This is a genomic window from Psychrobacter sp. CMS30, from assembly GCF_904846565.1.
GTDB lineage: Bacteria > Pseudomonadota > Gammaproteobacteria > Pseudomonadales > Moraxellaceae > Psychrobacter > Psychrobacter maritimus.
The window spans coordinates 1-16,796 of sequence record NZ_CAJHBF010000010.1; the positions used below are offsets into that span (position 1 = coordinate 1).

General features: G+C 43.7%; 15 protein-coding genes. 10 read left to right on the plus strand and 5 right to left on the minus strand.

What is annotated here, in order from left to right; translation table 11 throughout:
* Window positions 1-427: acyl-CoA dehydrogenase family protein (locus JMX94_RS06810; protein ID WP_201564391.1), on the minus strand; the 427-nt coding region annotated here is incomplete at its 3' end.
* A 440-nt stretch (window positions 428-867) separates the two neighbouring features.
* Between JMX94_RS06810 and JMX94_RS06815 the strand changes: the two genes are divergently transcribed.
* Complete coding sequence (locus tag JMX94_RS06815) at window positions 868-1,995, plus strand: FUSC family protein (protein ID WP_201564393.1); 1,128 nt, start codon at window positions 868-870, stop codon at window positions 1,993-1,995.
* A gap of 93 nt (window positions 1,996-2,088) precedes the next feature.
* Here JMX94_RS06815 and aroE read toward each other — a convergent pair whose 3' ends face one another.
* Window positions 2,089-2,949 (minus strand): shikimate dehydrogenase, encoded by an 861-nt coding sequence (gene aroE / locus JMX94_RS06820; RefSeq protein ID WP_201564395.1) that lies wholly within the window; start codon window positions 2,947-2,949, stop codon window positions 2,089-2,091.
* A gap of 544 nt (window positions 2,950-3,493) precedes the next feature.
* Here aroE and JMX94_RS06825 point away from each other — a divergent pair.
* The gene (locus JMX94_RS06825) at window positions 3,494-4,165 is read left to right on the plus strand and encodes a hypothetical protein (protein WP_201564397.1); all 672 of its coding nucleotides are present in this window, start codon (window positions 3,494-3,496) and stop codon (window positions 4,163-4,165) included.
* A gap of 15 nt (window positions 4,166-4,180) precedes the next feature.
* A complete protein-coding gene (locus JMX94_RS06830) occupies window positions 4,181-5,185 on the plus strand; it encodes an aminotransferase class IV (RefSeq protein ID WP_201564399.1) in 1,005 nt (334 codons plus the stop codon).
* Here the strand turns inward: JMX94_RS06830 and JMX94_RS06835 are convergent.
* The gene (locus JMX94_RS06835) at window positions 5,182-5,379 is read right to left on the minus strand and encodes a DpnD/PcfM family protein (protein WP_227673547.1); all 198 of its coding nucleotides are present in this window, start codon (window positions 5,377-5,379) and stop codon (window positions 5,182-5,184) included. The two genes, JMX94_RS06830 and JMX94_RS06835, sit on opposite strands and share 4 nt — an antisense overlap.
* Before the next feature lie 181 nt (window positions 5,380-5,560).
* On the opposite strand from JMX94_RS06835, the gene JMX94_RS06840 reads away from it, so the two are divergent.
* Window positions 5,561-6,127: a hypothetical protein gene (locus JMX94_RS06840; protein ID WP_201564401.1), complete on the plus strand. Its 567-nt coding sequence runs from the start codon at window positions 5,561-5,563 to the stop codon at window positions 6,125-6,127.
* Here the strand turns inward: JMX94_RS06840 and JMX94_RS06845 are convergent.
* Entirely contained in the window at window positions 6,119-6,883 is a 765-nt protein-coding gene (locus JMX94_RS06845) for a DpnI domain-containing protein (protein ID WP_201564403.1), read from the minus strand. The genes JMX94_RS06840 and JMX94_RS06845 overlap by 9 nt on opposite strands.
* A 171-nt stretch (window positions 6,884-7,054) precedes the next feature.
* On the opposite strand from JMX94_RS06845, the gene mltG reads away from it, so the two are divergent.
* Both mltG and tmk read left to right on the plus strand, forming a co-directional pair.
* Window positions 7,055-8,353, plus strand: a complete 1,299-nt coding sequence (mltG, locus tag JMX94_RS06850; protein ID WP_201564405.1) for an endolytic transglycosylase MltG — start codon at window positions 7,055-7,057, stop codon at window positions 8,351-8,353.
* Between the two features lie 189 nt (window positions 8,354-8,542).
* Complete coding sequence (tmk, locus tag JMX94_RS06855; protein WP_227673554.1) at window positions 8,543-9,175, plus strand: dTMP kinase; 633 nt, start codon at window positions 8,543-8,545, stop codon at window positions 9,173-9,175.
* 128 nt (window positions 9,176-9,303) lie between these two features.
* Here the strand turns inward: tmk and JMX94_RS06860 are convergent, their stop codons facing one another.
* Complete coding sequence (locus tag JMX94_RS06860) at window positions 9,304-11,613, minus strand: sodium:proton antiporter (RefSeq protein ID WP_201564409.1); 2,310 nt, start codon at window positions 11,611-11,613, stop codon at window positions 9,304-9,306.
* A gap of 887 nt (window positions 11,614-12,500) precedes the next feature.
* On the opposite strand from JMX94_RS06860, the gene JMX94_RS06865 reads away from it, so the two are divergent.
* From JMX94_RS06865 to purC, 4 genes are all read left to right on the plus strand, one after another.
* Window positions 12,501-13,955, plus strand: coding sequence for a Do family serine endopeptidase (locus JMX94_RS06865; protein ID WP_201564659.1), 1,455 nt, complete (start codon window positions 12,501-12,503; stop codon window positions 13,953-13,955).
* Window positions 13,956-14,549: 594 nt separating this feature from the next.
* Window positions 14,550-15,455, plus strand: coding sequence for a 4-hydroxy-tetrahydrodipicolinate synthase (gene dapA / locus JMX94_RS06870; RefSeq protein ID WP_201564411.1), 906 nt, complete (start codon window positions 14,550-14,552; stop codon window positions 15,453-15,455).
* A 123-nt stretch (window positions 15,456-15,578) separates the two neighbouring features.
* A complete protein-coding gene (locus JMX94_RS06875) occupies window positions 15,579-15,899 on the plus strand; it encodes a hypothetical protein (RefSeq protein WP_201564413.1) in 321 nt (106 codons plus the stop codon).
* 135 nt (window positions 15,900-16,034) lie between these two features.
* The gene (gene purC / locus JMX94_RS06880) at window positions 16,035-16,748 is read left to right on the plus strand and encodes a phosphoribosylaminoimidazolesuccinocarboxamide synthase (RefSeq protein ID WP_201564415.1); all 714 of its coding nucleotides are present in this window, start codon (window positions 16,035-16,037) and stop codon (window positions 16,746-16,748) included.
* Window positions 16,749-16,796: the final 48 nt, after the last annotated feature.

The window sequence follows — 16,796 nt, forward strand, 5'->3', positions numbered from 1 at the left end:
TACCATACTGTAGTAAAGTATTGATACAACCCGTTGATAGACCAGGATACATCGCCCATGGCCAGTTAGCCGTACCAATCATCTCAGCTTTAATAAGGTTGATTGACATCGGTAAGTTCATACCGCCGTACTCTTCAGGGTACGAGATACCTTGCCAGCCGCCTTCAACGAACTGATCATAAGCTTCTTTAAAGCCTTTTGGCGTGGTAACCACACCATTTTCAAAATGACAGCCTTCTGCATCTGCTGGCTGATAAAGTGGTGCAAGGACGTTTTCGGCAAAATCAGCCATGCCCTGCAAAATCATATCGACCGTTTCAGGGTCAGCGTTTTCGCCATTGTCCAAATCTTTATAATGCGTTTGGAAGTCGAAAACATCATTTATCAAAAACTTGATATCACGCAAAGGTGCTTTGTAAGTTAACATAGTCGCTCTCTTTGGTTATTCGCTATCATAGACGGTCAGCTCAATATGTGAGCCACGGCTTATGTAAACGGTTGTTCAATTATTTGGGGTAAAGGTTGACAAGATTATAGATTGTCATGCAGTTTTATTAAGAACAGCTTATCCATTTAGAGAACCGTTAAGGCGTCCTTGATAAAAATCAGCTGTTGTGGCATTGATGTCAGTATAAATCTTCTATAGCGACAAATATACAACTAATAACTAATGTTCATTATTAGATAATAAAAACAAAACATTTGGTTATATATGTAGAATATTGTTTTGAATGAGCCTTTTTATTTTGAATTGTCTATAACTCGTATAATGGGGTTTAAAGATAGATGATAGTAGCAAAAATATTTAAGAATATGATTTACATGAATGAATAAGATGAATGATGAATGAATAAAAGAAAGCCAATTATGAGCGCATCAAAGCGCAAGGCAACGCCAGCATTTTGGCTAACAGCACTATTTGCTCGCCTCAAAAGCCTCATCGACGGTGAGCTCAATCACTTGCTTACCGTCAACCGTAGCAAGCGCCCGTGGCATATGCCAATTATCGCCGCGATTGCGATTAGCTTTCCGGTATTTGTGGGTGCCTACTTTGACGCCTTACCGTCTGGTATCAAAGCGTCTTTGGGAGCGATGGTTATTTTGAACGTCCCCTTAGTCGGTAAGCTGCCGTATCGCTTGGTGACGGTGATGGCATGGGGCTTTGCAATGTCGTTGTGTTTTGCCCTCGGTTTGATAGCACAGCAAATCCCGCCATTAAAATTGCCGATATTTACCTTGATGGCTTTTGGTATCGTGATTTTTGGGCGTTATTATCGCCAGCCGCCGCCCGCAGGCTTGTTCGTGATGATGGCGGGGGCGATTGCGCTATTTATACCGCTACCTTTAGAAGACATAATGCCCGCCACGGGACTGGTGATGCTCGGTAGTGGTTTTGCCTTAGTGATGTCGCTGCTATATTCGCTGTTTTTATTAGCGACGCGTCCGGCAACCCCAACGCCCACTTATCGTTATGAGCCCGATACCATTACTGAAAGTATTATTGTCGCCGGTTTTGTCAGCTTAGCGTTACTTATCGCCATCACGCTACAATTATCTAATCCGTATTGGGCGGCGGTTAGCTGCTTTTTGATTGTTCAAGGTATCCATTTGCGTACCATGTGGATTAAACAAATCCATCGCTTGCTTGGCACTTTATTAGGTGTTGGGCTGGCAGGTTGGATGCTCTCATGGGGCTTGTCGATATGGGGCGTGGCGCTGGCGATATTGGGCTTGATGCTCTGTATCGAAACCTTGGTCGACCGCCATTATGGCTTAGCGGTGATATTTATCACGCCGCTGACGATATTTATCGCTGAATACGGCAGTGGCTTACCGTTTTCTGAGCAAGCTTATCAAGAAGTCATTTTGGCACGTTTGTTTGATACTATTATTGGTTGCTTGGTCGGCCTAAGCGGCGGGGTAGTGATACATTCTACCAATTTACGGGTGCCAATGCGCCGGATGGAAAATTGGTTACTGGCGCGTTTTGGATAAAGGAATGCTTTTTAAATGACAACATAGACAATTAAAAAGCCGTATGCGCAAGATTCATACGGCTTTTTTAATTGTTACTCTAAATAATTCCAACTAATGCGTTTGTAAAATTTCAGTGACTTTTACCACGTCAATCGGCTTTCCCGTCCAACGCTCAAAACTTAACGCCGCTTGCCCGATAAGCATGCCGTAACCGTCTGATGTTTGTGCGCCGCGCTCGGCAAAATGCTGCAAAAATGGCAAAGCGCGTCCATACATCATATCGTAAGCATAATGACCGTTGAGCTTATCGCTAAGCGGCAGCGTATCGCCAGATAAACCAATCGAGGTGGCATTGATAATGATATCAAAATCACCGCTTAACCCATCAGTAGTACAGGCTTTAATCTGCTGCTGGGCAATCGTCTCACTTGCTGCGCTCAGCTCGTTGACGAGTGTAGTTGCTTTACTTAATGTGCGATTGGCAAGGGTGAGGTTGCTGATACCGGCTTCAATCAATGGCAGTATCACTCCGCGCGCCGCGCCGCCTGCGCCGATAAGCGCCACGCGTGCGCTCTTTAGTGGCCAGTCCAAGCTTTTGATGTGATTAACCAAACCTTGGCCATCAGTATTATCACCATATATGGCCTCAGCTATCGGCGTGCCAGTTTTTAACAGTGCTGTATTGAGCAGTAATGTATTGACTGCGCCAGCGACTTTGGCGTGCTCAGACAAGCCGCCACGCGCCACGCAGCAATCATAAGCAACTTGTTTAAATGGTACCGTCACATTGGCACCGACACCGCCACCTTGAAAAAACGCCTCAATCACCGCCGTAAAACTCGCCGCATCATCAGGACAATACTGACGTTGATAGCCAATCTCGATACCTGCCTGCGCTGCAAATTGCGTATGGATTTCAGGGGATTTACTGTGGGCAATTGGATTGCCGATAACGATAAAATGCTGGGTCATAAAAGGTCCGCTGGCTAGAAGAGGCAAAATAGTGAAAGAGGCAAAACAGTGGCAAAACAGTGACAAAATTAACAGGCGATAATTTATAAAAAATAGATAACCCATTTATCATAAGGGATAACGCTATCTTTGACAAACTTGTGCTGCGCCAATAAATCGTGAAATAAAGAGTGTTTTTACCTCGTGAGGTCTTTAACAAATCTGTACTCTGTGGGAGTGCTATCCGTAACGTAAAGGGTGGTCAAGTGTTAAGCAGTTGGGTAAACTAGGGAGCATTAAGATTTCAGGCTGCCCTAGTTATTGTGGACAAGCCATGATAAAAAAGCCATTGTGAACAAGCCAATGAATTGTAGAAGTGTAAAAGCAAGATAAGAAAATATAAGAATATGAGAAAAAGCCAGTTGCTAAAAAAGCGCGTATCAACAGGTTAATAATAAAACGTATCACGATACAATCTTAACAGACATTGTTCATTATCAGCGGCATCGCTGTCCGCTCGTTAATACCATTTTCAGACCTTTATAAAAGTGTGAGTAAATTGCCCATGTGGAATAATAGCCTACAGACCCTTATGGTCAGTACGATAATGGCAGTTGGCGTGTCTTTGAGCGCCTGTGATAGCAACAAAGAGAGCGTCACAATTGAAGACGCCAGCGCTGAGAAGAGCGAGCAGACCGTCACTGAGACGACTAAAGAAGAAAACACCACCGCGCACGCTGATTTAGATGGCGCAACCGCCCAGCAAGGTACGCCAGTAAAATATGATGTCGCCTCATGGGGCACGGGTAAAGTAAAAACCCTCAACGTCGATGAGCTGAGCGAGATAAAGTCGGCGTTTGGTAAAGTGGTCAGCACCGATGAAAACAGCTTAGATTATGCCAGTAATCCGGCGTCCAAATATCGCTTTATGAAGGCCGATGCGCCGTATTTAGACTTGATTGATTCTGAAAAATATCTCGAACTTGGCTGGTATTTTGCCAATCCGACAGACTCCGATAATGAAAAAAAGCTTAGTAAAAACCATGCCAAAAAATCTTATCAGCTGGCGCGCCAATTGATGGGTGATGAAGGTGGTAAGCTGGTCGCTGATATGCTCAATGGTCAAATCGTCAAAAATAAAGTCATCGGTGGTCAAAAAGTAGAGTTGGCAAAATGCGAGTTTTATAGCTGTATGTTGGTGATTAATAAATCCGCTGCTCAAACCGCTGATAAATAAGCGGGGCTAGCCTTGATGTCGCCCAATAGCTGGATATGCTTACATCCATCAAACGCTATGGCAGATGCTGCAAAGCTCGCCATGTCATTAGACAATCGCGGGCTGGCATATGGCGATGGTTTTTTTACCACTATGGGCGTCATTGATGGACAGATATTGTGGTTGGACTATCATCAACAGCGCCTTATCTCCCATGCGACAGCCTTACAACTGCAGCTGGACAGCGACGCATTGTTAATAATATTAAAGATGCATGCCAAGCAATTACAGCAAGGTATGCTAAAACTGATCGTGACGCGTGCTGCCCAAGAAGTTCGCGGTTATGGTTATACGCTAAATACTGGCGGCAGTGCTTGTGAGGTTTGGCTTAAATCCTCGCCAATGAGTATTGCCACTGCGCAATCGCTGCCTCTGCCTGATGGGCAATCAATTCCGCTACAATCTGCCGCCACCGCCATTTGCTTGTCTTCTCAAATTGCTTGCCTACCGCCACCGCTAGCTGGATTAAAAAGCTTAAATCGTTTGGATAATGTGCTGGCAAGTGGCGAGCTGCACGCTATCAAAGCCAAAGCATTGGAAGACAATATCAAACCAAGCATCGGTGAAGGTCTGTTACGCGATATGAGCGGACACTGGGTTGAGGGAACGATGAGCAATGTGTTCTATCAGCTCTCCGATTCACGCTTGCTAGAATCGCCATCATCAGAGATAAACGATACCGTTAATGCTAATAAAGACAACGTTGAAAAAAATAAGTCTGATAAAGACAGTACAAACTATTTAACCCAAGGTCAATGGTATACGCCGTCGATGGCGCAATCGGGCGTCGCTGGCGTGATGCGACAAGTCATTATCAATGGGTTATCGACTAGCAATAACCCCGTTATCATCAGGTCGTTACAAGATGAGGACTTACCCCATTTAAGCCAGCTGTTCTTTTGCAATGCCCTACGCGGTATTATGCCAATGACCAGCCTGAGGTTATTCTCGGGTGAAGTGGTGGGTTTTGAAGCGATTTAACCGTATTTAAAAATATTAAATTTGGTGTCAATTAAGTTATCAGGATATAAAACAATATCTTCATTACGATACAGTTCTTGCGCTTTTAATAGTGCTTCTTGCTCGTTTTCTGCGCTAATTTCCACGAGGTTACTTAGCGTCTCGACAATCTCTATCTGAAAGACTTTCTCCACTTTCTTATCGCTTTTTATCATCACTATTCCCAATACATGCTTATCAAAGTTTCTTTAGGATTTATATCCGCTAGCTTAGCAAAGGCGCTTAAAAAGAAGTGATCGTCTTTTGTGACAAAGACTTGTGCGCTCAGGCAAATCGATCAATGATATTTTCTCAATCATAAAGGTTCAATAGCGCCTTTTAAAGGGAGAGATATCGATGCAGCCAATTTATGAAGAAAGCAGAATTCCAATACAAATTCGTCGCTTGATGGTTTTTGATGAAATTTGCAAATTAGCAAAAGAACAACCTGACGAAATTATTCATTTATCACGATTTACCCAATTATCGCTCGGCGTTATGTATTTAAAAGACTTTAAGAGATTTATTGCCTTTGGCGGTGTGTTTGAGTATGCAGAAACACAAGAAGAAGTTATCGAGCAACGTATTAAAGTCTTTCCTAACGATGAACCAGTAAGGCGTGCGTTAACAGTCAGTTTAAAGCAGTTTACTAAGCCTGCTCGCACATCATTGCAGCTAGTATGGCATTGGAATAACTATGTTAAAAATAGAATGCACGCTTATGTAGATTATCGAGAAGAGCACTTTTTTAAAATCAATGATGAAATTGATTGGGAGTATCCACCGCATAAGTTTCATGACCGTTTAGTTGCATCGGCACGTTTACCATTATGGGACGATAGGGATGAGTTGATAGCTGATGTCTATCGCGATAAGAAAGGGCAACCGAGAGCTGAGCGTTATAACGAAAAGCGTTTAATATAATTTGCGATAGTGCCCACGACCGGCAAATTCAATAATGCCTTTATCGCGTAATACTTGTAATTGCTGACGGATTTTATCTCTAATATGGTTGTTTTCAGGATGTTTGAGTTTTAATAAGTCAGCAAACGCATAAACCTGATTGAGAGAAAAATTAGCATCGAGTTTATCGATACATTGCCAAACATCCAACGTCCAACCACGTGTCTGCTGTGATTGCTGACGCAGAAATAAGGTTTTTTGAAATTGCTCGGTGACATCATCGCGTGGTATGACTTGCTGGTCTTTGACCAAAAATACTTTTCCCGATTCAGGCACTTTACGCAAATCAATATTGCAGCCGACCCAACCAGCGCGTTTGGCAGTGATGGATAAAGGCTTGCGTTTTATAATCATGTCCGGCTTAAAGAACTGTTTGGGAATGATTAAAAAGTTATTCACGCTCAATGCTTGAGAATACGTTAAAAAGAAAAAGTTTGGATTGTTGTCGCTGTTGATACGTTCAATCATGGTGTCATAAGCGCCATCATTAATAATCTGACTTAATTTTGCCTTTTTACTTTTTAGCTCATATTCCTCACTGCAATGTCCGCAATAAAAATCAGCAACAGGCTTGCCGTTCGTAAATTCAGCCAATGGTTCGGCATTACAATTAGGGCAATAACTTTGCTTAGCGACCCAATCTTCACTGAGCACTCTAATGATTTGGCTTGCTGACTGATAGTTTTTGGCAAGACTTTGATTGAAATTTAGGTTCATAATAAGTTTTCGTGACCAATGGGCAAGCGGGGAAATAACAATAAAAGAGGATGAATATTAAGCCATCACTCTCAAGCCAAATAGTAAGTTAATCGATAAGCTAAGCAAATACCATTGAAAATCACCCAGTTCAGTGCTAAATTCTAGCAAACTTCTGCCTCGCGAGTTGCCATGAGCAAGCCAACCCCTGAAATACCGCCTGAACGTCCTGATGAGCCACCAATAAACGACCATGACGGCACAGCTGATCAGCCTGTCGATACCACAGCGTTGGACAAAAAACCCGTCATTGACGACGTTGCCGCAGAGGAAGTACCGGCGACGGATATCTCGCTCATTAGCGGTGATAATAAACCGCGCCACTATAAAGCCGATAATCCGTCGTTTTTTATGCAGCGTGGCTATCAGGTATTACTGGTGCTTGGGCTGATTGCAGCGTTTTTTTTGGTGATGGTTTATCAGACGCTGTTTGGACGCATTGAGCAGCCGCAGCAGATGGTGACGATTGAGGCGGGTCAGACGTATTATGGGCTACTGCCGCAGTGGCAACAGCAGATACCGCTGTTTTCTGCCAGCGTGGCTAAGCTGTATATCAAATCACAAGTCGATGGTCCGCTGCATGCTGGTATTTACCAATTGCCAGAAAACCCGACCTTTGCTGAAACGCTGCACGTGCTTGGGCAAGGGGTAAAGGCGGCGATGGTCAAAGTACAAATCATCGAAGGCAAAACCTCAAAAGATTTATATCAGGCGCTACGTGATAATAAAGGCATCAAAAAAGAAGTGCTGATTAATGAGAGTGGTAATGATAGAGACAATGCCGGTATTGCGCAGGCCTTGGATTTGGTCGGCATCTTGCCAGATTCGGTGGTCAATAGTAATGACCCTATCGTCAATCACAATCTTGAAGGCTGGTTTGCCCCTGATACTTATTATTATGGTGAAGGGAGCACGGATAAGCAGGTATTGACCGACTTGTATAAGCGCCAGCAGCAAGCATTGACCAAGGCGTGGGAGAATCGTGCCCCTAACTTACCTTATAACAGTCCGTACGAAGCGTTAGTGATGGCGTCGATTATCGAAAAAGAAACCAGTGTGGCAGAAGAGCGTCCTTTGGTATCGGCGGTATTTAATAATCGTTTGAATAAAAGTATGCGCTTGCAGACCGATCCGACCATTATTTATGGTATGGGTAGCCGTTATGAAGGCAATATTCGCCGCAAAGACATCGATGAAAAGACGGCTTATAACACCTATCAAATCGATGGTTTACCGCCTACGCCAATTGCGCTGCCATCTGCTGCCTCTATTGAAGCAACCTTGCATCCTGCCGATAGCGAAGCGTTATATTTTGTGGCAACCGGTAACGGCGGGCACAAATTTACCAATAGCTTAAATGAGCATAACCAAGCGGTCAGAGACTATCTGAGCGTCATGCGTCAAAAGAAAGCACAAACGCCGCCACCGTAATTTAATCGTCTATATTTCCAAAAACCTATCGTGTACTGAGCGTTATGTCGTTATATAGCTATTTATATAACTGCATAACGCTCATCAATGACATAAGGTCATATCATGTCAGCATTGCCAGAAGAAAAATCATCGCAAATAAACGCGTCTAACCATTCTATTAATACAGCGTCTACTAATACAGCGTCCATTCAAGGGCGCTTTATTAGCTTTGAAGGTACTGAAGGCGTTGGCAAGACCACCGCTATCGAGCAGCTTTGCAATCGGCTACAAGTAAAGGGCATCGACTATCTGCGTACCCGTGAGCCGGGCGGTAGTCCGTTTGCTGAGCAATTACGTGCTATTTTGCTAGACCCGAATACCACGATTAATGATGATACCGAGCTGCTACTTATGTTTGCGGCGCGCTGTGACCATTTGCAGCAAGTGATTTTACCAGCCCTGCAACGCGGTACTTGGGTGATATGTGACCGCTTTACTGATTCGACCGTTGCCTACCAAGGTTTTGGGCGTGCTCATGGTGATAGCGCTGTGCGCGCTAAAATTGAGTCGCTTATCCGTCAGTTTGTCGTACAGTTACCAGAGCTAACCTTGTGGCTAGATTTGCCGATATTAGAAGGCATGGTGCGCGCCAATAAACGTAGCGCTGCTGACCGTTTTGAGCAGCAAGCGACGGAGTTTTTCACTAGAGTGCATCAAGGTTTTAGCGTCCTTGCCAGCGAACAGCCTGAGCGTATCCAGCGTATTGATGCGTCAGGTAGCGCCGAGGAAGTCAGTCAACGTATCTGGCAAACCGTTCAGGAAAAATTTGCGCTAAGCTAACGCTGTTTTAAAGCTAGCAGATTAATGCTATTTAGCATTATTATTTTTAGCCTAAAGCAATTAAGCAAAAAGCCCCAACTCAGCAGTTGGGGCTTTGATAGTTTATGGGAAGGTTTTTCAAAACTGCGCTAGTCTTTATTTATATCAATGCTATCAATGCTATCAATGTTATCGCCACTGGAGTCGGGTAAACGATTGGGGTCAAGCGCACCTTTTTTGGTTTTCGGTGCGCTGCCATTACCATTGGTATTGCTAGAGGTTTTAGTTTTCGAAGTGGCGGTCGAATTATCCGACATGACACCTTTAGTTTTATGAGCATTGGTAACGTTAGTAGAATTAGCAGCGCCAGTAGCATCAGAATCTGCCGTTTGAGTCTCTGCTTTTTTAGCATTAACCTCTAATGCTTGAGTTTTATTAGGCGTATGCGTAACAGTATCGGATGGATTTTCTTGCGCAGCTTTTATATCAGTATCCTTTGTTACCTCATTATCTACTTCTTTCACCGTGGTTAATGTAGATTCCGGCAGCGTAGTGTCATTACTAGCATCCGTAAGCTCTGTTTCTTGACGCTTTTCAGGCGCTTTCGAGCTCGACTCAAAGCTGGCATCTGCCGCTGCGCGTGCTTGTTCTTGTTTCGGTGTTACGTCGACCGGTTTTGGCTGTACTTCATCATCGACGACCAATGAAATCAGCTTACGATCACGTGGTACGGTGCCATCAAAATTATCGGTAATCACGTGTAGCTTACCTTCTTTGTCGACGGTATAAAGCGGTACGAATTGCTTATTATCGGCTTTATATTGCTCAAAACTATAGCTGTCCGTGATATTAGTGATTTTAATACGCGCTTTTTTCGACAGCATACTGGCAAGCTTGGTATAAGTGACGTCTTTGCCAAATAACCACTGCGAATGAAAGTTGCCTTGCTTATCATCGCGCTCACTTTTGACTTTTTCATCACTGAATTTAAGGCGATACAGTTTGCGCTCGCCGAACTCATGACGATAGTGAATCTCGGACAAGGTATTCATCTCTTTATCCATACTCATGGCAAACAGGCGCCCAATACCGATAAGGTCTAAGTGATGGTCGGCATGGTCAGAGATGGGATTGCCAAAGTAGGTACGCAGACCGCTCATGCGCGCGCGGGCAATATTGGTGTAGTTATTATGAGCAACGATGACATCAAAACCTTGGTCTTTTAAAGACGTTGCCACCAATAAAGCGATAGGGTTGGAGCCAACGACCAAGATACCGTTGGTTTCAGGCTCACGTACGCCCAAGAAATTCCCAACCATTTTTGCGCCTAAGCCCTGAATCATTACCGTACCAATAATGACGAGGAAGACCAAAGGTACTAGCAGCTCAACGCCTTGGATATCATACTCTTGCAAGCGAATAGCAAATAAGGATGAGATAGCAGCGGCAACGATACCGCGTGGGCCAATCCAGCTAATCATCAGCTTTTCATTGGTTTTTAGATTGGAGCCAATAGACGACGCCCATACTGATAAAGGACGCGCGACAAACATCACAATGGCGAGTAGTACCAGTCCAGCAAAGCCAACGCTTAGCAGACTTTCAAGCTCAACGCGGGCAGCAAGAATGATAAATAATACCGATACCAATAATATGGTCAGCGATTCATTAAACTCTAAAATCGTTTCACGTGGGAATTTTGGCCAGTTAGCCAGCGCCACCCCAAGTACGGTGACCGTTAATAAGCCAGACTCGTGTTCTAAGTGGTTGGAGATAGAAAACAGTAGCAGCACAAAGGCAAGGGTAAAGACATTGCGCAAAAACTCAGGAATCATATGGCGGCGCATTAAAAATGCCAATGCCCACGCGCCCGCTAAGCCCATCGCTACTGCCAAGACCACAATTTTAGCAAACAGCAAGATACTACTGGCTTCACCGCCTGAGATGATATATTCATAGACCAATACCACCGCAATCGCGCCGATAGGGTCGATGATGATACCTTCCCATTTCAAAATGTTAGAAATGGTTTTATTGGGGCGCACACTGCGCAGTAACGGCATAATAACCGTTGGGCCAGTCACACAGACCAGCGCACCGAATAGTAAAGCAATCAAAGGGTCGACATCAAACAACAGGTAAGTCGATAGCGCCACAATCGCAATGGTAATAAGTACACCGACCGACACCAGCATCTGTACCACAGAGCCGTGCTGTTTAATCTCATCAAACTCTAAAGTCAGCGAGCCTTCAAATAAAATAATCGCCACGCCCAACGAGATAAAAGGGAACATCAGCTCACCGAGCACCAAATCAGGGTCAAAAGCGCCCAATATTGGGCCAACAATAATACCAATTAGTAATAAAAACAAAATGGACGGTTGCTTTAAATACCAAGCCAACCATTGGGCGGCGATGCCAAGCCCAACCACGCCGGATAACAATAGGGCGGTATCCATAAATTAATCCTTTTATAATCTTGTCATATTTTATATCTATTAAGAGGCGTGCCACAGACTATAGACGCTGCTGTCATAAGCTGTGGCAAAATTCGCCTTCATGAGCTGTCGCATATAAATCAAAGCATCAATCAGTAACGTCAATGGCAGCATGAGCCATAGCATTGCTCAAAACAAAGTGAGATATGATATATATACGATATCGCAGTAAAGACAAAAGCTTTCCCAGATTAGTAAGCATAATCTAAAAAAGCAAAAGATGAAAAATAAGGTGATGATAGCCAATCTAATAACCTAACGACCTACAAAAATTAACTTTTGTTTGCCATATAAATTATTTGGCTTGTTATCATAACATGGTTTTATTTTATGTATTTCGAGGCTCTTTTTTCTGAGCGCTCTGAGCGGCTTTACTATCTGCCCATAAAGCTTTATCAAAGCAGCTACTAAGCGCATGTTATAAATAAGGCAGGCTTGCGTTATTTTTTAGCATTGCTAGCATATAGTGGATTCACTTTAAAACAGAAGTAGGTAATGACATTGACCATCCTTATGAGAGAAAAGAGAAAGTTTTATACCATAAGTCTAAAATGGACTGTAAACTAACAAACAGTCTACTTTGCAAGCTTGCATTATTAAAAGTTGATGATAAAAACCTGCGATAAAAGCATTCAGTAAATTTTTAATCTAAAAATATAAAGACCATTTCTTTAGATTTTAGTGAATAAGCAAGCTAAGCCATAGTTATTAGAATAAATAAATTAGTACGATACCTTGATGAGATACGCCAAAATTATGCTTAATAACGGTCCTATTTAAACCGTTTATAACAATTAGTTTATAACGACTATAAGACCCATTATATGGAGGGTAACATGCCTAAAAATATGCCTATCAATATGTCTAAAGTACCGAATACGCGCAATTTGACGCGTTGGTTACAACAGAGCACGTTGGCACTTGCCGTAGCCACTACCATGGTTGCGGGTATCAATATAGCTACCGTACCGAATGCTGAAGCTGCCGTTACCACCGCAGATTTTTCGGGTTTGGTTCAGCAAGTTACCCCAGCGGTAGCGCGCGTAAATGTGACCAAAACCGTTAGTGAGGCTGAGCTTGCCAAAGCGCAGACCGCTGAGCTGCTGCGTAAATTCTTTGGTGATCGTTTGCGTATTCCTGATCAAGCAGCGACGCCAGCGATTGAGCATGCTTATGGCACGGCATTTTTTGTCACCGCTGATGGTTATATGCTGACCAACCATCATGTGGTGGCGGGCGCGGACAAAATCAGCGTCACGCTTAATGACCGAACCGAGCTTGATGCGACTTTAGTAGGCAGTGATGAGCGCTCTGATGTGGCAGTATTAAAGGTCACGGGTCGTCAGTTCCCTTCGTTGCCAATCGGTGATTCCAATGCTTTAAAAGTGGGCGAGCCGGTATTGGCAATTGGGTCGCCTTTTGGTTTTGATTATTCGGCATCGGCGGGTATTGTTAGTGCCAAGTCCCGTAATTTTTCGCGTGAGACCAGCGTGCCCTTTATCCAAACTGACGTTGCCTTGAACCCTGGAAATTCAGGTGGTCCGTTATTTAATCAGCGCGGCGAAGTGATTGGCATTAACTCGCGTATTTTTAGTGGTACAGGCGGTTATATGGGGCTGTCATTTTCCATCCCGATTGATGCGGCGATGGATATTTATGAGCAGCTAAAAAATAATGGTGAGGTCGCACGCGCTTATTTGGGTATTTATCCCCAAGATATTGACCGTAATTTAGCTGAAGCCTATAACTTGGCGCGTCCACAAGGGGCGTTATTGACACGCGTGTCACCAGATTCGCCAGCGCAAAAGGCTGGGCTAAAATCAGGTGACATTATTTTAAAATATAATGATATCCAAATTGTGGAAGCATCAGACTTATTAAATTTGATTAATCGGGCCCGGCCTAATGATACATTTCGCGTCCAGATTCAGCGCGATGGTAAGCAATCTATCGTAACAGGCAAGCTCAGTAACGCTTCAAACGATATCCAGTCACAAAGTTCTGCTCAGCAAACTAACGGCATAAGCTTAGGGTTAGCGCTGCGCAACTTAACGCCAGAGGAGCAAAGAGAGCTGGCGTCTGATAATAAGACGGGTGTATTGGTCACCGCTATTGAGCCGACAGGATTGGCAGCACGCTCGGGCATATTGGCCGGCGACGTTATCACTAACTTGCATCAAAAACCTATTAAAACGGTCAACGATTTTTCTAGCGCCGTTTCATTATTACCCAAAAAAGGGGTGGTGACGCTTGAGATGATGCGTCAAGGTATTCCGGGTATTATCGGTTTGCGGATTGAGTAGAAAATACAGAGTAGAGAAGCTGAGCTATTAGAATCATAGATGATGATTAAGATAAATAATAACGCGATAATTGGCTTGCTTGTATCGCCCGACCATCGATGTGTTGACGATTCGTTAAAATACCGGAAAAGGTTTTATCGCTAATCAGTAATTACGCTACACTAACTGTTTAGTTTTCAGGCTAGGCTTGAGTCCCAAATAATGTCAAGCTTACATTGAAATCCTCTCGATGTTTGCTGCAAAATTGGCATCATAAAGTAGCGCTTAGCCTCTCAATGGACAGGCGATTTTTTGCTTTATAAAGAGCTTAGAGGTTAATTGATTGATAGCGATAGAGCCAAAATATGCTACACTAACAGGCGTTTTTATGGCTAAGCATCAATCAGATTGGCAGCAGATAAAAATAGCGTTCATGACGTTATTATAAATCATGAATATCACCATCAAGCAAGGTATGACCTTTAACGTTATTTTCAATAAACATACATCATTATGCATTTGTGTTTATGACGATTATCTTTATCAGGGCACTTGCACACGACTTATCATGTGATAGCTTTAATAAAAGCTAGGATAATACAGTAAGGCACGGTTATGAGCACAGCATACGACGATATCAAAACCCGACTACAAGGCTCAATGGTAGCCTTGGTAACGCCCATGCATCCTGACGGCACGGTCGATTATAAACGTCTGGCAGACCTCATAGATTGGCAGATTGAGCAGGGCACGCATTGCCTTGTTGCTGTCGGTACCACTGGTGAATCAGCGACTTTGTCGATGCAAGAGCACAGCGATGTGATTCGCTATTTTGTGCAGCATGTCAAAGGTCGCGTCCCGGTGATTGCAGGTACTGGTGCCAATAACACCACTGAAGCCATTAAGCTGACCCAAGATGCAGCGGATGCGGGCGCAGACTGTGCGCTATTGGTTGCTCCTTATTATAATAAGCCGCCACAAGAAGGCTTGTTTCAGCATTATAAAGCCATCGCTGAAGCGGTAAAAATACCGCAGATGCTTTATAACGTACCGGGTCGTACCGTTGTTGATATTGCTCAAGAAACGGTTGAACGCCTTGCTGATATTGATAACATCGTCGCTATTAAAGACGCCACAGGTTCTACGATTCGCGGCGAGCAATTAATCAAAGCGGTCGGTGACAGGATGGTGGTGCTATCTGGTGATGATGGTACTGCCCTTGAATTGATGAAATTGGGTGGTAAAGGCAATATTTCAGTGACTGCCAACGTTGCCCCAAAAGCCATGAGCGAGACCTTTAGTGCGGGTTTACGCGGTGATTTTGATGCCGCTCATAAAGTCCATGACGTGGTAAAACATCTACACCGCGACCTATTTATCGAGTCAAGTCCTATCCCTGCCAAATATGCTCTACATAAAATGGGCATGATAGATACAGGTATTCGTCTACCATTGGTATGGTTGGCTGAAAAGCACCATGCAACGATTGATGAAGCCTTGATTCGTGCCAACTTACTCTAGATTTTTGGTAATTCAGTAAAATGTCGCTTATAGCTTAGCAAGAGTCTATTAAGTATTTTAACTATAAGCGCATTACCCAAATACGCACCAAATAAGCAATAACGGCTAACTCAGAGAGATAATATGATGACAGTATCATCAACCCCTGCAAAGATATTCCCGGCGCTGCTAACGGTAGTTTTGGGTAGTACGTTGGTATTGAGCGGTTGCCAAGCGACAAAAGAAGTGTTTGGCAAGCGTGATAACGGTAGTCTTGAGTATCAGCAAAGCAAAAAACTGGCGCCGCTACAGCTACCGGCTGAGCAAGAAACCGCACCATTTGTGCCGTTATACCCAACCCCTAGTGCGGGCACAAATACGCTAAAGTTGCAAAACGAGTCAGGTAAGCAGTATCAATTGCCGAAACCTCAGCGTGCGGTTGCCGTTATCCAAGTTTCAGAATAAACCCTTTTTTATCCCTATCTGTACCGCTGGTTTTTTATTATGGTTAAGCATTTTTTCTTAACACCTTAATATAAAGCGCTTAGCGGTCGCTGCGCGTTTTTACCACATAAGCTTGAACGAACAGGAACTCCCCTCATGCAAAAGCAAGAACTGCTGTATAAAGGCAAAGCCAAATCTGTTTATGAAACAGAAGACAACGATCTGCTGATTTTACATTTCCGTGACGATACCTCAGCGCTTGATGGTAAGCGTATCGAGCAGCTCGCCCGTAAAGGCGTGGTGAACAACCGCTTTAACGCCTTTATCATGCAAAAGCTGGCTGATGCTGGTATCGAAACCCATTTCGAAAAGCAATTATCAGATGATGAAGTGCTGGTTAAGCGCTTAGAGATGATTCCAGTTGAATGTGTGGTACGTAATTTTGCCGCTGGCAGTCTAGTGCGTCGTCTAGGTCTAGAAGAAGGTCAAGCTTTAACGCCGCCTACTTATGAGCTGTTCTATAAAGATGATGCGCTTGGTGATCCGATGGTCAATGAGTCAATCTCTATCTCTCTTGATTGGGCTAATGAAGAACAATTGGCGAAGATGAAAGAGCTGAGCCATCAAGTAAATGAAGTATTAAAAACTCTGTTTGATGCTGGTGATTTGATACTGGTAGATTTTAAACTTGAATTTGGCGTATTCCATGACCGTATCGTTTTAGGCGATGAGTTCTCGCCTGATGGTTGCCGTATCTGGGACAAAGCTACCAAGAAAAAACTGGATAAAGACCGTTTCCGCCAGTCGTTGGGTGACGTGATTGAAGGTTATGAAGAAGTGGCAAAACGTATTGGCGTGCCATTAAACTAAATATATCCAACCCTTCAATATTTAAGTAATAAAAAACTGAGCCATGCG